Source organism: Streptomyces meridianus, from assembly GCF_023703325.1.
GTDB classification, from domain to species: domain Bacteria; phylum Actinomycetota; class Actinomycetes; order Streptomycetales; family Streptomycetaceae; genus Streptomyces; species Streptomyces meridianus.
The window spans coordinates 15,576-29,237 of sequence record NZ_JAMQGM010000047.1; the positions used below are offsets into that span (position 1 = coordinate 15,576).

Genomic DNA, 13,662 nt, shown 5'->3' on the forward strand with positions numbered 1-13,662 from the left:
ATGGAGTCTCTGGCTGCGACCTACAAGGCGCAGTCGAAGGTCTTGAAGGAGGGCGGGTCCGGAGGCGTTCATGAAAGAACACCACCTCCTTATCCCGGTGGGCCGAACAATCCGAACGTCGGATCGGTCGGTCCGGTCCCGTCAGGAATGCCTTCCGGAGGCGGAGCCGGCGCTTACAAGCCGACCAGTCCAGGAGGCATCTCGATGCCGTCGTCCGATATCACTGCGCCTCGTACGCCCGGAATTTCGGGTGGAGGCGGATCTCAGATCGGGACCGGTCTGAGTGGCTTCAACAGCGGCACCGGGGGAGTGGGTGCTGGTGGTGGGGTCGGCGGCGGTGGCCTCGGAGCCGGAGGACTCGGCAGCGGTGTCGGAGCCGGGGGTGCAGGATCAACCTCCGGGACTACAGGTATCCCAGGGATGCCTGGGGGCGGAATGGGAGCAGGCGCTGCCGGAGGCGCGGGCTCACGCGGTGGTGCACGAACCGGCATGCCAGGTGCTGCAGGTGCAGGTGCTGCTGGTGCGGGGGGTGCCAAGGGATCGGGCCGTGGAGGTTCCCTGGCGCGTCAGCGCGGGGGCGTCGTCGGCAAGGCCAAGGGCGCTGGAGCCGGTGCGCAAGGCGGCTCGGGTCTGCACCGGAGCCGAGGTGGAAGTCAGGCGGGCAAGCCTGCCAGCGGGCGCGGAATGGCGGGAGCCACTGGCGCTCACGGTGCATCCGGGAACCGGGAGGACAGGGGGGGTGAGCGTCCTGACTACCTGGTTGAGGAAGAGGAGACGTGGACCCCGCAGCGTAATGTTGCTCCTCGGGTCATCGAGTAGCCAAGAGAGCCATCGACAGTGGGCGGGCCCGCAAGTCTTCACTCTGCGGCCCGCCCTTTGGGGAGAGGTACGGGCATGAGTGTCACGCGAACGCTGCGTGCGGTGGGCAGCGCTGTGCTGGCGGGAGCGCTGCTCATCGGAACCGGGTCTGTTGCGTCGGCCGACGAGATCAGGGACAGCCAGTGGCCATTGAAGGCCTTTGACGCCGAGAAGGTGTGGCGGCTTTCCACGGGCCGGGGTGTCACGGTCGCAGTCATCGACAACGGAGTGAACCGTGATCACCCCGATTTGAGGGGGAACGTCCTTCCGGGGAAGGATTTCACCGGTGCTGGGACGGCGGATCGCGTGGAGAACAGTGACCACGGTACGGGGATGGCATCCCTGATCGCAGGGCACGGTCACGGGCCGGGTGGTTCCCAGGGGATAAAGGGTCTCGCACCGGATGTCAAGATTCTCCCCCTGCAGGTGAGCGATGGCGAGGAAGATTCGGCAGGCGACGGTGAGCTTGCCAAGGCGATCAGGTATGCCGTTGACCACGGTGCGACGGTCATCAACATGTCCATTGCGGGGCACAATTCGCGCGACGAGGAAAAGCGAGCAATCGCCTATGCCTTGAAGCGCGATGTGCTCGTCGTAGCTGGAGCGGGTAACTCAGGGACGAACAACAAGCAGTATCCGGCTGCCTATCCGGGTGTCCTTGCAGTCGGAGCTGTTGATTCGACGGGAACGATCTGGGAAAACTCGACTTACGGTCCCCATCTGAAGTTGACCGCACCCGGAGTTCACATCAACTCTGCGGGAACCGAAGTTCAGTACGGGTTCGCAGACGGCACATCCGATTCGACCGCCTATGTGTCGGCTGCAGCCGCTCTGCTCCGCGCGAAATTTCCTGATCTCACTGCTGGGCAGGTTGCCAATCGGTTGACGAAGACTGCACTCAAACCTGATGGCGTGAGCCAATTTCCGGACGAGCACTATGGATACGGCACCATCCGTCCCCTCCGCGCACTGACGGAGGACGTTCCGGCGGGCTCCAAGTACGGCCCCCTGGAAGTGCCGAAGTCGGATCCTTCGGCCGGGGCACCGGGGAGTTCGTCCGGCGACAACGCGAGTGATGAGAACGGTGGGATCAGCCCGGTAGCCATCGTGCTTGTTCTTGGCGTGTTGGCCCTCCTTGTCGTCGTGATCGCGCTGGTGGTGAAGGGTAAGAACCGCAGGAACGGCCCTCCTTCCGGTGGTTCGGGAGGCTGGGGCCATCAGGGTGGTGTGCCTGGCTACCCGCAGCACCACCCCAACCCGCACCAGCAGCAGGAACCTCCGCCGGGTTCGTACCCGTCTGCCCCGCCTCCTCGACAGTAGTTCGCACATTGGATGACTCGTGGGTTCCGGGTCCGCAGCCTTCAGGCTGCGGACCCGGATTTGGTGAGAGGCAGGGGATGAGAACTACACGAACGCTGCATGCGGTGGGCAGCGCCGCGATGGTGGGAGCACTGTTCTTTGGGATGGCCCCTGTCGCCTCGGCAGACCAAACGCGGGACAACCAATGGCCGTTGAAGGCTTTCGATGCCCGGCGAGTCTGGAAGGATTCCACCGGTGCAGGTGTCACCGTCGCCGTCATCGACAACGGGGTGAACGGAGATCGCCCCGATCTGAAGGGAAGCGTTCTCCCAGGAACGAGTCTGATCAGCGGGGGCGGTGCCGCCAATCAGGAAGTCCAGGGAAACCATGGCACGGCGATGACGTCCATCATCGCTGGACATGGTCACGGTCCCCGGGGCTCTGACGGAATCAAAGGTCTGGCTCCCGATGTGAAGATCCTCCCTATCAAGCTCTACGCCGGCGATGAAGAAGGCAGAGGGGAGGGGTGGCAGATAGCCAAAGCAATTCGCTATGCCGTTGACAACGGTGCCTCTGTGGTCAACATGTCGGTTGGCAGCTACGGTTCTTCGGAACAGGAGAGGCGAGCGGTTGCCCATGCCTTGAAACGTGACGTGTTGTTGGTTGCTGCATCCGGAAATTCTGGGACTGACACCAAACAATATCCTGCATCCTACCCAGGCGTCTTCGCGGTTGGAGCCGTCGATGCTTCCGCCAAAATTTGGAGGGATTCCAGCTATGGTCCGCAGGTGAAGTTGACCGCTCCTGGAGTCGATGTTTATTCGGCCGGAAACTCGGTACCCTACGGGATCACAGAAGGTACATCCTCTGCGACGGCTTACGTGCCAGCTGCTGCAGCCCTGATCCGATCCAAGTTCCCGGACCTCACGGCTGGCCAGGTTGCAAATCGACTGACGAAGACCGCGCTCAAGCCGGACGGTGTCGAGAAGCTTCCGGACGAGCATTATGGGTATGGCGTCATTCGTCCCCTGCGTGCCCTGACGGAGAATATTCCTGCCGGCTCCAAGTACGGCCCTCTGGACGTACCGAAGGCGGACCCGGCCGACGTCGAGGGGTCACGGGACGATGCGTCCGACGCGCAGACCGGTGCGGACGAAGGGGCCAGCCCGCTGCTCACGGCGATCTTGGCCGGAGGCCTGCTCATGATGCTTGCCGTCATTGCCGTCATCGCCGGGTTCCTCGCCCTGGCGGTCATTTTGATCGTCGTCGTGGTGAAGAAGGCCCGCCGCAACGGTTCGCCTCCTGGTGGGCCTGGCGGCTACGGGCAGCCGGTTGCTCCCGGGTACCCGCAGCAGCCGCCTGGTCCGTACCAGCAGCAGGTGACTCCGCACGGCTCGTACCCGTCCGGCCCGTACCGGCGATCCGCTCCGCAGGGCCCGTACCCGCCCGGGCCGCAGCAGGATCCGCCCACCGGCCCCTATCCGCCCGGGCCGCCGCCGCGGCTGTAGTTCGGGCACTGGGTGACGTGGTGGGTTCCGGGTCCGCAGCCTTCGGGCCGCGGACCCGGCTGTCGGTGGCCGGTTGCCGCATCCGCCGCACACGGTCTCCTCGGACATGCTCCATCGCCCGTCGTCTGCCTGCCCACGGCCACTGAGCCGGTGCACCTGCGACCTCTACATTCCGCACAACATTTCTGCACAGCAGTAAATTTGACGCTCCATCACCCTGCTCCCCTAGGGTGAGCGCACGACTCCCGCGTGGAGTCGTCAGCTGAAGACAGTGGCCAGGGGGACTGCGTGCCGAATAGTGAGTTCTACGTCGATCCAGCGGTTCTCAAGCAGCAGGGCGACGCCTTCGTGAACATCGGCGCCGACTTCACCGCAGCGTCGCGTCGCCTGCAGGCGGATCTCGACAAGCTCGGTGAGCCCTGGGCCGATGCGGACTTCGGCGACATCTTCGGTGACGTCTACACCCCGATCCGGGATGGCATGTTCACGTCCATGGATTCGCTCGGTGAACGACTCGAGACCATCGGGGACAACCTGAACGCGATGGGCAAGAAGTACAGCGCCGCAGACCTGGACGGCGTCACCACCATGAGCCAGGTCCAGCGCCCGCTGGTCTGATCCGCACCGCCGCGCTCACGGCGCCCCGCGGAGGCCGGTGCGTCCGCGGCGGGCGCCGGGCGCAATACCCAAGCTCAGCCACAGTACGGGGGAGAAGACTGTGTCACTGACACTGCCCGGCGAACTCGTGTGGGTCCTGGACCTGCTCGGGTACAACTGGCCGGAAGCCGACGAGGAGAAGCTCCACGAGGTCGCGCAGACCTGGCGCGACTTCGCCACCACGATCAGCGAGCTCGAATACCGGGCCGTCACCGCGTCCAACGAGGTCGTCGCCGCGAACTCGGGTGAGGCCATCGAGGCGTTCACCGAGACCTGGAACGAGTTCGGCGGGGGTTCGGGTGGCCATCTGCAGGACGCGCAGACTGCTGCCCTGGCCATCGCCTTCGCCTTCGATGCGGCGGCGGTTGCCGTCCTTGCGGGCAAGATCGCGGTCATCGCCCAACTCGTCATCCTGGCCTGCGAGATCATCGCTGCCCAGGCGGCCGCACCCTTCACCCTCGGCCTGTCCGAGGTCGGCGCCCTCGGTGCCACCCAAGCCACCCGGGTGATCGTCCGGCGAATCCTGGACGAGATGAAACAGGCCGTCGTCGAGGCCGTCACCAAGGCCATGAAGCACGCGACGATGGACACCATCAAGCGCCTGCTCAAGAAGGCCGTGGCGAAGGAGACCCTCCAGGCGGTGGCCGACTACGGCCGCAAGCAGGCCTGGGACTACGCCAAACAGACGGCGACGGACATGGTCGTCGAAGGCGGCAAGGACGCGGGGACCGCCGCTGCCCAGAGCCTCGGCCAACAGGGCGTCGAGGCCTACTTCGGCGCCCGGGACGGGGTCGACGTCGGGGAGGCGGTCGGCGCCGGGAAGGACGCGTTCACCGGCAAGGTGAAGGAGACCTACGAGGCGCAGGTGGACGCGGCGCAGGGCCTGGCCGACCCCAAGACCTATGTGGACGCTGCGACCGGACACGCGCAGTCCCGTGCGGAGGGCTACGCGCAGCCCCACGTCGACCGGCTGACCGCATGGGCGTCCGGTGGCAACAGTGCCCCTGCGGACGGCAGTACGGACGGCGGGGCTGCATCCGATGCCGTGGCGTCCACCGATGAGCCTCCTGCGTCCGCAGACCCCGGCGAGGCGAGCCGTACTCCGGTCCCGGCGTCGGCGGACGACGTCCGCAGCACCTTCGGCTGATTCCGTGGACCCCTCGCAGAAGGCCGGTACGACGAAAGCGGCCAAGCCCCGACCTGCGCCGTCTAGGCTTCCGGTCATGACCTCAACAACCGACAGCGACGAGCGTCGCGACGACTCCCCGAAGCCGGCCGAAGCGCACGACGGGTCCGCTGAAGCAGGCGACGATTCAACCCGGGGCGGGCGTGAGGCGGCGGCCCCCGAAGCCGGGAAACCGGCGCAGGCGAAGGCCCTCGACGGGGCAGCACCTCGCGAGGAAGCGCGGGCCGTCGACACCGAGGACGCACTTCGTGAGGACGCCCGTGCCGATGTGGCCGTCGCCGAGGAGCCGCCGGACGGAGAGGCATACGACGAAGGCGCGCCGGACGAGGACGGCAAGCGACCGCTCAGCCCGAGCCAGGCCCGCAGCCTGCGGATGCGCGTGGCCGGCACGTTCATGGCGATCGCGGCCGTGGTGCTCGTCGTGCGGCTCAGCGACCAGCCGTCGGTCCTGGTCATGGGCGTCTACGGGGCGGCGCTCATACTCTGCGGCGTCGTCATCGAGCTGAGCCGCCGGGGTCGCACCCGCCTGGGCATGTGGATGCTGGCCGGCGGACTCGTAGCCGTCGCCCTCGCCGACCAGTGGCTGCGTTCGGGCTGAAACCGGCTGCGCCCGGCAGTTGCCGTCCGCCGCCGCTGCAGCGCGGCGGGCATCACGGCCCGTCGCGTTTGCGAGTTCGGATGCTGCCGTACCCGATCGCGGTACGGCCTCGTAGCATCGGGGCCATGATGAACGACATGCGAGACGACGGGTCGGCCCAGACGTGGGACTTGGTGTGGAGGAACACCTTCCTCCTGGTCCTGTTCCTGTGCGGCAGCATGGCGGTGGCAGGGACGACGGGCGGCCTTCTGGCCTTCTTCACGGACTCGCCGGGGCTGTCCGTCGCCGGACGGGTGGGAGGCATCGTCGGCGGTGCGGTCGCCGTCGGAGCGGGCATCCTGGCGGTCAGGGCCAACAGGATCCGGTCATGGCGGCGTCTGTTCAGCGCTCTCGGAATCCTTGCGGCTGCCGGTCTGGTCATGTTCGGTTCACGAGCCCTCTGAGCAAGCAGGTCCGGGTTCACGGCAGGGCGCAGAGCGGCGCCCGTCGGGCTGCACCGAACTCGGGCCCCGGTGGGAGTTGCGCAAGCTCCGCCGGATGCGCCCTACAGCCGTCGGCCGCCACCGTCGTGGCGCGACGGCCCGCCGGGAGGCCCGCTCGCGGGGCCCCGGCGCTCGTCCTCGATCTCCTCGCGCTGTGCGTCGAGGTAACGCCGAGCCTCCTCCTGCTGGCGCTCCAACTCCTCCGGTGGCAGGGCTTCGTAGGCCCTGCGCCCCTCGGCGACCCGCTCGCCCAGAGCCTCGGCATAGGCGTTGATCCGCATTGCCTCGCGCAGGCCGATTCTCCCGGACAGCACTTCCCGTGCCATCTCCTGGAGGGGCGCACCGGCCTCGGAACTCCTGGCCAGCTTCTGGAGCGTCTTGCGCAGCGCACGGGCCCGCGCCTCGTCGCCACCGGTGATGTCGGTCAGGTCGGCATCGCCGATCTCGCGTTCGTTGCTCAACGTGGATCTCTCGATTCACCGGGGCGTCAGGTGACGGCCGGATTCGGGTGCTCGTAGGGGGAGCCGCTGTTGGGGATCGGGAAGCCCTGGAACGTTCCGTAGAGGGTGGCGCCGACCGTCTCGACGACGCCCACCGCGCCGTTGACGATGGCCTGCACGTTCCCCAGGGCCGAGGTCGCCTGGGCCCACAGCCGCAGGATGTTCGCGATCTCCAGGGCGGCGAGCCCGTAGCCGACCGCGGCTCCGACGCCCGTCCACGAGAGCAAGGTCCCGCCCGCCAGTTCGAGCGCCGTGATCAGCAGCCCATCGATGATTCCCGAGAGGTAGCCCTTGATGGCCTCGGCAGTCGAGTAGGCGGCATGGGCGAGGCGCTTGTACTCCGTGCACAGTGTGTCGAAGGATTCCTTCTGGCCGTGCAGCTTCTTCGCCAGTTCGTCGAAGTAGACGTAGGCGGCGTCGGCAGCGTTGCCGTTCCAGGTCGCGTCCAGCGACTTGTTGCCCGCCTTCAGGTTTTCCGAGACTGCCTCACAGGCCTTGCCGATGTTCGTCCAGAGTTCGGCGCACTTGGCGAGAGCCTCCCAGTCCCCGGAGAACCACTCGACGACCTCGTCGAGCGGATTGAACCCGAAGATCATGTCGTAGGCCTCGGTGACCCAGTACGTCGGGCTCATCAGGTCACTGCAGTCGTTGAACGTGTCGAGCAGCAGGCCCTGCGAGAACTCCTCGGGCTGCTTCGGCGGGGTGAGGAACGTCGTCGGTTCGGACGAGTCCGCGAATCCTGACATGTCGAGGTCTCCTTCTCCCGCCGTTACCGCTTGCTCGCGGGGTACGTGGCGTCGACCTCGGCGGCGTTGTTCTCGTCCGTCTCGCGGTAGTACTTCGCCGACGCGGCCATCTCGGCCCCGGACTGCCGAACGATCTCCTGGGCCTTTGCCAGGGCTTCCGTCGCCTGCTGGACGGCCGCGGTGTGCGTGGTGAGGAACAGGTTGATCAGGCCCTGGTCGGACACGCCGACGGCGCTGTGGGCGTTGCAGTAGCGCCTTGCCTGCTCGAGATCCTCGGCAGCGCGGGCTATCTGCTTGGCGTAGCTCTCAAGATCGGTGTGCTCGACGTCGAAACCCATCGTTGCCCCCGTCGCTCCCGCATCCTCCGGCCGGGTCACCTTTGAGCCGTCGGCCTGGCCGGTGGGTACCTTACAAGGCCTGTTCCGCGACAGGAACGACGGCCTGGTTTCCGCATTCGCACGGTTCCGTCGCACACAGCCCCGGCGGCCACGACCCCGGCAACGAGCTCTGGGGCCGCATCCACACCCAGACGTTTCTGCTCGGACCGTCGTGGTCGGACCCGGGATGTGCGGCATCCTGGTGGTCCGGTCTCCACATGCCCCGCCGAGCCACAGAGGTGGACTCAGCCGGAGCCGGAGCGGAGTTGCGGACGCGGTTGCCGCCGGTCGGTGTCCGCGCGTGCCCGCCGTGCCGGCGCGGGCCCTGCTGCCGTCCTCGCTCACCGGTGTTGGGCGGCATGGGGTGCGGGTGCCCTCATCGCGGTCGTCGTACGCAACCGAGAGGTCCCGTTCCGCCGCTTGTAGGCTCCAGTCCATGAACAACCGCGGTGGCGACGAGCACGAGCGCCGGGAGAACTTCGCTCTGCACTGGCAGACGGCGCGGACCTCGCACGAACGACGTGGCCTGCTCAACGACCCCGAACGGCGCGATGATCCGGCTCTCACCCGCAACGCCTCGTTGATCGTCGTCCTGGTGCTCGCGGTCTCGGCCGTTCACGGCCTCGTGCGCTCCCTGAGCGAGGGGCGGGGCGCTGCGATGACGGCCTGGTACGCGGCGGTGCTCCTTTGCGCTGCAGGGGCGGCCGCGTTGAGCCGCCGGGGCCGCACCCGGATCAGCCTTGCGATCGTTGTGGTCCTGCTCCTGACGGACAGCCTGCTGATCAGCGGGTACTTCTGAGGCGTGTTGTGAAAGTCCCCTCTGGTTCGCGGCGCCCGGCACGCACATCCGCTGCGTTGTCGAATCGTCCGAGTATCCCTCCCCTGGCCTGCGGCATGGGGAACCCCAGAGGCCGACTCTCCGCCTTGCGGCCGCACAGACGCCGCAAGCCCTGCCCCAGGGGTGGACGCCGCTACTTTCACACAAGCCTTGGATGTCCAGGTCGAGCCGGGCCGTCAGAACAGGCCGTGCCACATCTGCTCGACGATCACCGTCCACCAGCCGTTCTCCTCCTCCAGCGCCGTCGGATCGACGGCGACCAGCTGCTGCTGGAACTCCGCGACCGCGGTGCCCGCAGCCATCGGGTCCATGCCCTGCATCCGCTGACGCGTCGTGGCCAGCAGGGCCAGGGACCGGACGAACGCCGCGACCGACCGGTTCACCCGACGGCCCATGGCGTCCTGCGGAACCGCCCACACCTGGCCGGCGGGCGTGGGCATGTGCTCAGGGGCGTTGCATTGCACCGTGATGGCACTGACGCCGTCCGAGCCGATCCGCACATGGCCGCTCAGCGTGTTGAGGACCGTCTCGTTGGCGCCGGTGCCGATCTCCCGCAGGTATGTCGCCGCATCGGTGAACAGCCCGCCCGGCGGGGGCGCGTCCGGCCGGTCCGCGGTGAAGAAGAACGGCAGGTCCGCGGGCAGCCCCGCCTCCGTGAGCGTGGCCTTCGAGGCATCCGGCAGCGGTGTGCCCGCGATCACCTCGGGCGCATGCCGCAGCACGCCGCCGCCGAACGCCTCGGCCAGATGGCGGCCGAGATCGGGGTCTGACATCGGCTCGGCCGCCGTCACGTTCGCCGGCACCGGCGTCCGGTGCGGCGCCGGCGGCGGCTCCTGGCCCGCGATCCGGTGCATCGTCTCGACGTGCTGGAGCAGCCCGGCCACGCCCTCGGCACGCTCCTGGGGCCGCAGGCCGTACGGCTGCGTGCACGAGAACTTCGCGTTGGGGAACGCCCCGCGCAGCATGACGCCCGGGTAACCGCCGGGCAGCTCGCTCGAGGCGAGGTCGGTGTGGACGGCCAGCACGTTCTGCGCCGGCACACCCATCCGCTGGAGCTCGGCGTACGCCTGGTACTCCGAATGCGGCAGTCCCGGGGCGGAGTTGCGGAACAGCGAGGTCTCCGTGCCGTCGGTGTGGTCGAGGTAGGTGACGACCGTGGTGTTGCCGGGACCGGTGACCGGCGGATTTCCGTCGCCGCCCCCGCCCCTGCCACGGTGTTTGAGCTGGTACATCCGCACGACCTCGTCCACCGGAACCGACGGCCACACCGACAGCTGCCCCGTCCGCCGGTCGACCACCCCGCACGCGTTACCCATCTCGCTCGGGGGCCGGCGCTCCCCGGTCACCGGGTCGCGCTCCGGCGGGGGCGGCACCGCCCACACGACCCAGCCGAGGTCGAACTCCTGGATGCCGACTCGGCGGTGCGGCGCTTGGACGCCGTCCGGGTTGAGCCATCGGTCTGCGACGGCGATCGCCTGAGCCTGGCTGATCACGGGAAGCTCCTTCGGTATCGCGGGAGGCGGGTGGTCACGGTGTGCACGGGTGTCCGGTTCGAGGCTATCGGGGGTCGAACGGCGGGCGGATCCACAGCGCCCGCGCACCGCGCTCGGTGGCGATCACCAGCACGCCGTCGGGCGAGATGTCCGCCGCAGTGACCGGGGTGTCGGAGACGAGAGCGGTGACGATGCGCTCGGCCGTCCGGTCCCACACCCGCAGGTAGTCGGAGCCCCGGCTGAGTCCGAGCGGCGCGGCCGCGCGCTCCTCGTCCGTGGGCCGCAGGACGTGCTGCGGATCGGTGTCGACGTGGCCGGGCTGCATCAGGTGATGCACGAGCACGGCGGACGACGCGTCCACCTGCCGCGCCCCCGGCGTACCGGGGGGCACGACGAGCACGGCGACGGGCAGGGCCGGCACGGTGGCGCCGTCGGTCCCGGGCGGCTGCGGCACACGGCCGACCGTCACCGCACCGATGCCGGATGCGGGCACGCTCCAGAGGGTGCGCCAGGGCAGGTCCAGACCGAGTCCATGCACGGCGGCCGCGTACTCGGGCAGCCCGTCCTCGACGAACGCGGTCTCCAGCAGCGCTGCCCGCATCGCAGCGGGTGCCTGGGTCCGGGTCAGCAGCGGGGCGGTGCGCAGGTACGTCCGTGCCGGTGCGTCGAGCAGGTCCAGCGGCACGGCCTCGACGGCCGCCCGCAGCGCGACCGGATCGGCGTGCGCGAACAGGCCGGGGTCGGTGAGCAGTTGGGGCAGCAGTCCGGCTTCGAGCGTGTGGCCGGCGATGTGGTCGCGGACGTACGGGTCGGCCTTGGACCAGTCCTGTCCCGGAACCGATTCGAGCATGGCCATGGCGACCCGGGTCTGTGCGGCCCGCAGGTCCGGCAGCCCGGAGCGGATCTCCTCCGCCACCCCGGGGTGCAGCAGCCGCAGCAGGGTGCGGTCCGCGCCGCCGTTCTCCGCGGGTCCGGCCTCGACCGGCTGGACGAACGGGCCCGCGAGCAGCATCCCGTCGGTGATCGCCCGGTCCATGTCCCGTTCGGCAACGGCCCGGGCCAGCGGGCCCCACAGCGACAGCGGCAGCCCGTCACCCTCGGCCAGTGCCAGTGGCGCCAGCATCAGCCGCAGCGTCCGCGGATCGGACCCCAGGCGCCGCGCGTGCAGGTCCAGGGCCTCAGCGACGTCGCCGGGGAGCAACGACGGGTCCGACGGGTCGAAGCCCTCGGGTTGCATCAGCATGCACCGGGCGGCCAGTTGCACGGTCAGACAGCTGCCTCCGGCCTGCGTGGCCACTGACTCGGCGAGCGCGCGACGCGCCTGCGGATCGGTGGTGAACGGAAGGTCCGGGGCGCCGGAGCGGGGATCGAGCAGTGCCTCCGCCTGGCGTACCAGCCCTTCCCGGTCGGCCCACTGCGCGTCGTCGAGGTCGACGATCCGGCCCGTGCCGTCGGGCAGACCGGCGAGCACCTCGGCGGCGAGCTCCCGCGGCACGTCCACCAGCAGCCTGACGGTGTCCGTGGCGGCGAGCGGCTTGAGCATCTCACGCACCAACCGGGCGGGTTCCCCGGCGGCGCGCACCGGGCCGGCCCGGTCGACGTCCGGGACCACGACCGTCAACGGGTCGTCACGGGCGGAGAGTTCGGTGAAGACGTCCTCGGTGCGTGCGGCCGACAGCCCGAAGTGGTCGGCCAGCGCCCACAGCGTCTGGGCCGCGGTGAGTCCCTCGGGACTCGGCACGGCCGGTGCCGGGAGCTCCGGGGGCACGGTGGACGGATCGAGGTCGTCCAGGGGCAACCGCTTGCGGAACTCCGGGTCGCACAGCATGAGAAAGCCGGTCAGGAGACGCGAACGGCCGCTGCCCTGCGAACCCGTGAGCACCACGACTCTCGGAGTGCCCGGCCACTCCATGCGCCAGGCGGCGAGCGCCCGCAGCGCCGCTGTGCGGCCACCGACATGAGGGTGCGGTGCGTAGCCCTCGGTCGAGCCGGTCATGGTTCCCCCGTCCTCCGCCGTCGCGGACGTCCACCCGTACTCCCCGATCCTAAGACCGGCCGGGGGGAGGACGTGTGCGGGTTCCCGGGGGAGCAGGCCGATGAGTACCGCGGTCCGTCGTCCTCGAGGGGCGGGGTTCGGGCGCCAGGGTGCCGGGTCCGGGACCTCGCGTCCTATGCGTCCGGTGCGTAGTGCCTGCGGTAGGTCTCGATGGCGGTCTCCGGCGGGAAGTTGGGTACGTAGCCGAGTTTGCCGGTGGTCTTGGAGACCACCACGTGGCTGCCGCCGAGGGTGGGTGGTGCGGTGGTGTCCTCGTGGCGGGGGAAGACGGCGTACACGAGGTAGCCGAGGTCGAACTCCTGGACGTGCAGGGGCGCGGGGGTTCCGTCGGGGAGCAGGGGCTGGAACTCGGCGCGGGCCATGGCCAGTGCTTCGTCGGCATTCGCGGGCGGGCGCGGCGCGGACGCTGCGGGCTCAGGTGACGGGTTCATGGGATCTCCCGGTGGGGTGCGAAGCTGTCGGGACGGGGCTGTCGGTGGTGACGGTCGGGCTCGCCGGGGCCCCGGCCGGGGAAGGGCGGCGCAGACGGTCGGCGCCGCCGCACCGGGTGGCCGTCGCGAGCCGGCCCGTCCATGTGGAGCGTACTTGGGCCCCTGCCCGGCTGTGGACGACCGCCGTCGATCAGCAGGACGACGACACAGCCCCGGCGCGTGACCTTCCCCGAGGTGGTGAAGCGTCCGGCCCGGCCACAGGGGCTGAGCGCTGTCGACCGTTGATCGACGGCACGTCGTGTCCCCTGCCGCCTCGATCGATTTGCCTGCGGATGCCGGTGGTTCAGGAAGCAGTCGGAGAAGCCGCGCTTTCGCCCCCACAACATCTTCACGACCGCGAGGGTGCTCACCGTCGATCGGGCTCGACAGCGCTTGTACCGTGTCATGGACATCAACGGGGGAGGGGCTCCGGCAGGCGACGACGCATCAAGACGGCGCGTGCGCTACCGGGGAAGATCGGTCAGGGGGCTTCAGGTCGCGAGCTGGTTCGGTTCGTCGACCTCGCGCGATGCAGCATCACGCGCCACCGGCCGCACCATACGGCCACACCTCCCGCGCCTGTGCGGCCGACAC

The 13,662-nt window shown here is 69.0% G+C and carries 13 protein-coding genes; 7 read left to right on the forward strand and 6 right to left on the reverse strand.

All coding sequences use genetic code 11. From position 1 onward, the window contains the following. Positions 1 to 894 precede the first annotated feature (894 nt). The 6 genes from mycP to M1E25_RS21280 all read left to right on the forward strand — a co-directional run bounded on the left by mycP (position 895) and on the right by M1E25_RS21280 (position 6,549). The gene (gene mycP, locus M1E25_RS21255) at positions 895 to 2,178 is read left to right on the forward strand and encodes a type VII secretion-associated serine protease mycosin (RefSeq protein WP_251418143.1); all 1,284 of its coding nucleotides are present in this window, start codon (positions 895 to 897) and stop codon (positions 2,176 to 2,178) included. A gap of 104 nt (positions 2,179 to 2,282) precedes the next feature. Then, positions 2,283 to 3,665, forward strand: coding sequence for a S8 family serine peptidase (locus M1E25_RS21260; RefSeq protein ID WP_251418145.1), 1,383 nt, complete (start codon positions 2,283 to 2,285; stop codon positions 3,663 to 3,665). A 288-nt stretch (positions 3,666 to 3,953) separates the two neighbouring features. Further along, positions 3,954 to 4,283 carry a WXG100 family type VII secretion target gene (locus M1E25_RS21265; RefSeq protein ID WP_251418148.1) on the forward strand — a complete coding sequence of 110 codons (330 nt, stop codon included), beginning with the start codon at positions 3,954 to 3,956 and terminating at the stop codon, positions 4,281 to 4,283. A gap of 100 nt (positions 4,284 to 4,383) precedes the next feature. Further along, complete coding sequence (locus M1E25_RS21270) at positions 4,384 to 5,469, forward strand: WXG100-like domain-containing protein (protein WP_251418150.1); 1,086 nt, start codon at positions 4,384 to 4,386, stop codon at positions 5,467 to 5,469. Positions 5,470 to 5,545: 76 nt separating this feature from the next. Further along, complete coding sequence (locus tag M1E25_RS21275; protein WP_251418153.1) at positions 5,546 to 6,106, forward strand: hypothetical protein; 561 nt, start codon at positions 5,546 to 5,548, stop codon at positions 6,104 to 6,106. A gap of 125 nt (positions 6,107 to 6,231) precedes the next feature. Continuing rightward, positions 6,232 to 6,549, forward strand: a complete 318-nt coding sequence (locus tag M1E25_RS21280) for a hypothetical protein (protein WP_251418155.1) — start codon at positions 6,232 to 6,234, stop codon at positions 6,547 to 6,549. A gap of 101 nt (positions 6,550 to 6,650) precedes the next feature. Here the strand turns inward: M1E25_RS21280 and M1E25_RS21285 are convergent, their stop codons facing one another. The 3 genes from M1E25_RS21285 to M1E25_RS21295 are packed head-to-tail and all read right to left on the reverse strand — an operon-like array spanning position 6,651 to position 8,172. Further along, positions 6,651 to 7,049, reverse strand: a complete 399-nt coding sequence (locus M1E25_RS21285) for a hypothetical protein (protein ID WP_251418157.1) — start codon at positions 7,047 to 7,049, stop codon at positions 6,651 to 6,653. Between the two features lie 26 nt (positions 7,050 to 7,075). After that, complete coding sequence (locus M1E25_RS21290; RefSeq protein WP_251418159.1) at positions 7,076 to 7,834, reverse strand: WXG100-like domain-containing protein; 759 nt, start codon at positions 7,832 to 7,834, stop codon at positions 7,076 to 7,078. A 23-nt stretch (positions 7,835 to 7,857) separates the two neighbouring features. Continuing rightward, positions 7,858 to 8,172 (reverse strand): hypothetical protein, encoded by a 315-nt coding sequence (locus M1E25_RS21295; protein ID WP_251418161.1) that lies wholly within the window; start codon positions 8,170 to 8,172, stop codon positions 7,858 to 7,860. Positions 8,173 to 8,647: 475 nt separating this feature from the next. Here M1E25_RS21295 and M1E25_RS21300 point away from each other — a divergent pair, with 475 nt between their 5' ends. After that, a complete protein-coding gene (locus M1E25_RS21300; protein ID WP_251418163.1) occupies positions 8,648 to 9,010 on the forward strand; it encodes a hypothetical protein in 363 nt (120 codons plus the stop codon). Between the two features lie 215 nt (positions 9,011 to 9,225). Here M1E25_RS21300 and M1E25_RS21305 read toward each other — a convergent pair whose 3' ends face one another. From M1E25_RS21305 to M1E25_RS21315, 3 genes are all read right to left on the reverse strand, one after another. Then, positions 9,226 to 10,542 carry an SUKH-4 family immunity protein gene (locus M1E25_RS21305; protein WP_251418165.1) on the reverse strand — a complete coding sequence of 439 codons (1,317 nt, stop codon included), beginning with the start codon at positions 10,540 to 10,542 and terminating at the stop codon, positions 9,226 to 9,228. A gap of 64 nt (positions 10,543 to 10,606) precedes the next feature. After that, positions 10,607 to 12,538 (reverse strand): ATP-binding protein, encoded by a 1,932-nt coding sequence (locus M1E25_RS21310; RefSeq protein ID WP_251418167.1) that lies wholly within the window; start codon positions 12,536 to 12,538, stop codon positions 10,607 to 10,609. Between the two features lie 173 nt (positions 12,539 to 12,711). Beyond that, positions 12,712 to 13,029 carry an SUKH-4 family immunity protein gene (locus M1E25_RS21315; RefSeq protein ID WP_251418169.1) on the reverse strand — a complete coding sequence of 106 codons (318 nt, stop codon included), beginning with the start codon at positions 13,027 to 13,029 and terminating at the stop codon, positions 12,712 to 12,714. Positions 13,030 to 13,662 lie beyond the last annotated feature (633 nt).

Coding starts and splice junctions, on each gene's coding strand:
- mycP (WP_251418143.1), top strand. CDS start 895: ATGAGTGTCACGCGAACGCTGCGTGCGGTGGGCAGCGCTGTGCTGGCG.
- M1E25_RS21275 (WP_251418153.1), top strand. CDS start 5,546: ATGACCTCAACAACCGACAGCGACGAGCGTCGCGACGACTCCCCGAAG.
- M1E25_RS21280 (WP_251418155.1), top strand. CDS start 6,232: ATGATGAACGACATGCGAGACGACGGGTCGGCCCAGACGTGGGACTTG.
- M1E25_RS21290 (WP_251418159.1), bottom strand. CDS start 7,834: ATGTCAGGATTCGCGGACTCGTCCGAACCGACGACGTTCCTCACCCCG.
- M1E25_RS21295 (WP_251418161.1), bottom strand. CDS start 8,172: ATGGGTTTCGACGTCGAGCACACCGATCTTGAGAGCTACGCCAAGCAG.
- M1E25_RS21300 (WP_251418163.1), top strand. CDS start 8,648: ATGAACAACCGCGGTGGCGACGAGCACGAGCGCCGGGAGAACTTCGCT.
- M1E25_RS21310 (WP_251418167.1), bottom strand. CDS start 12,538: ATGACCGGCTCGACCGAGGGCTACGCACCGCACCCTCATGTCGGTGGC.
- M1E25_RS21315 (WP_251418169.1), bottom strand. CDS start 13,029: ATGAACCCGTCACCTGAGCCCGCAGCGTCCGCGCCGCGCCCGCCCGCG.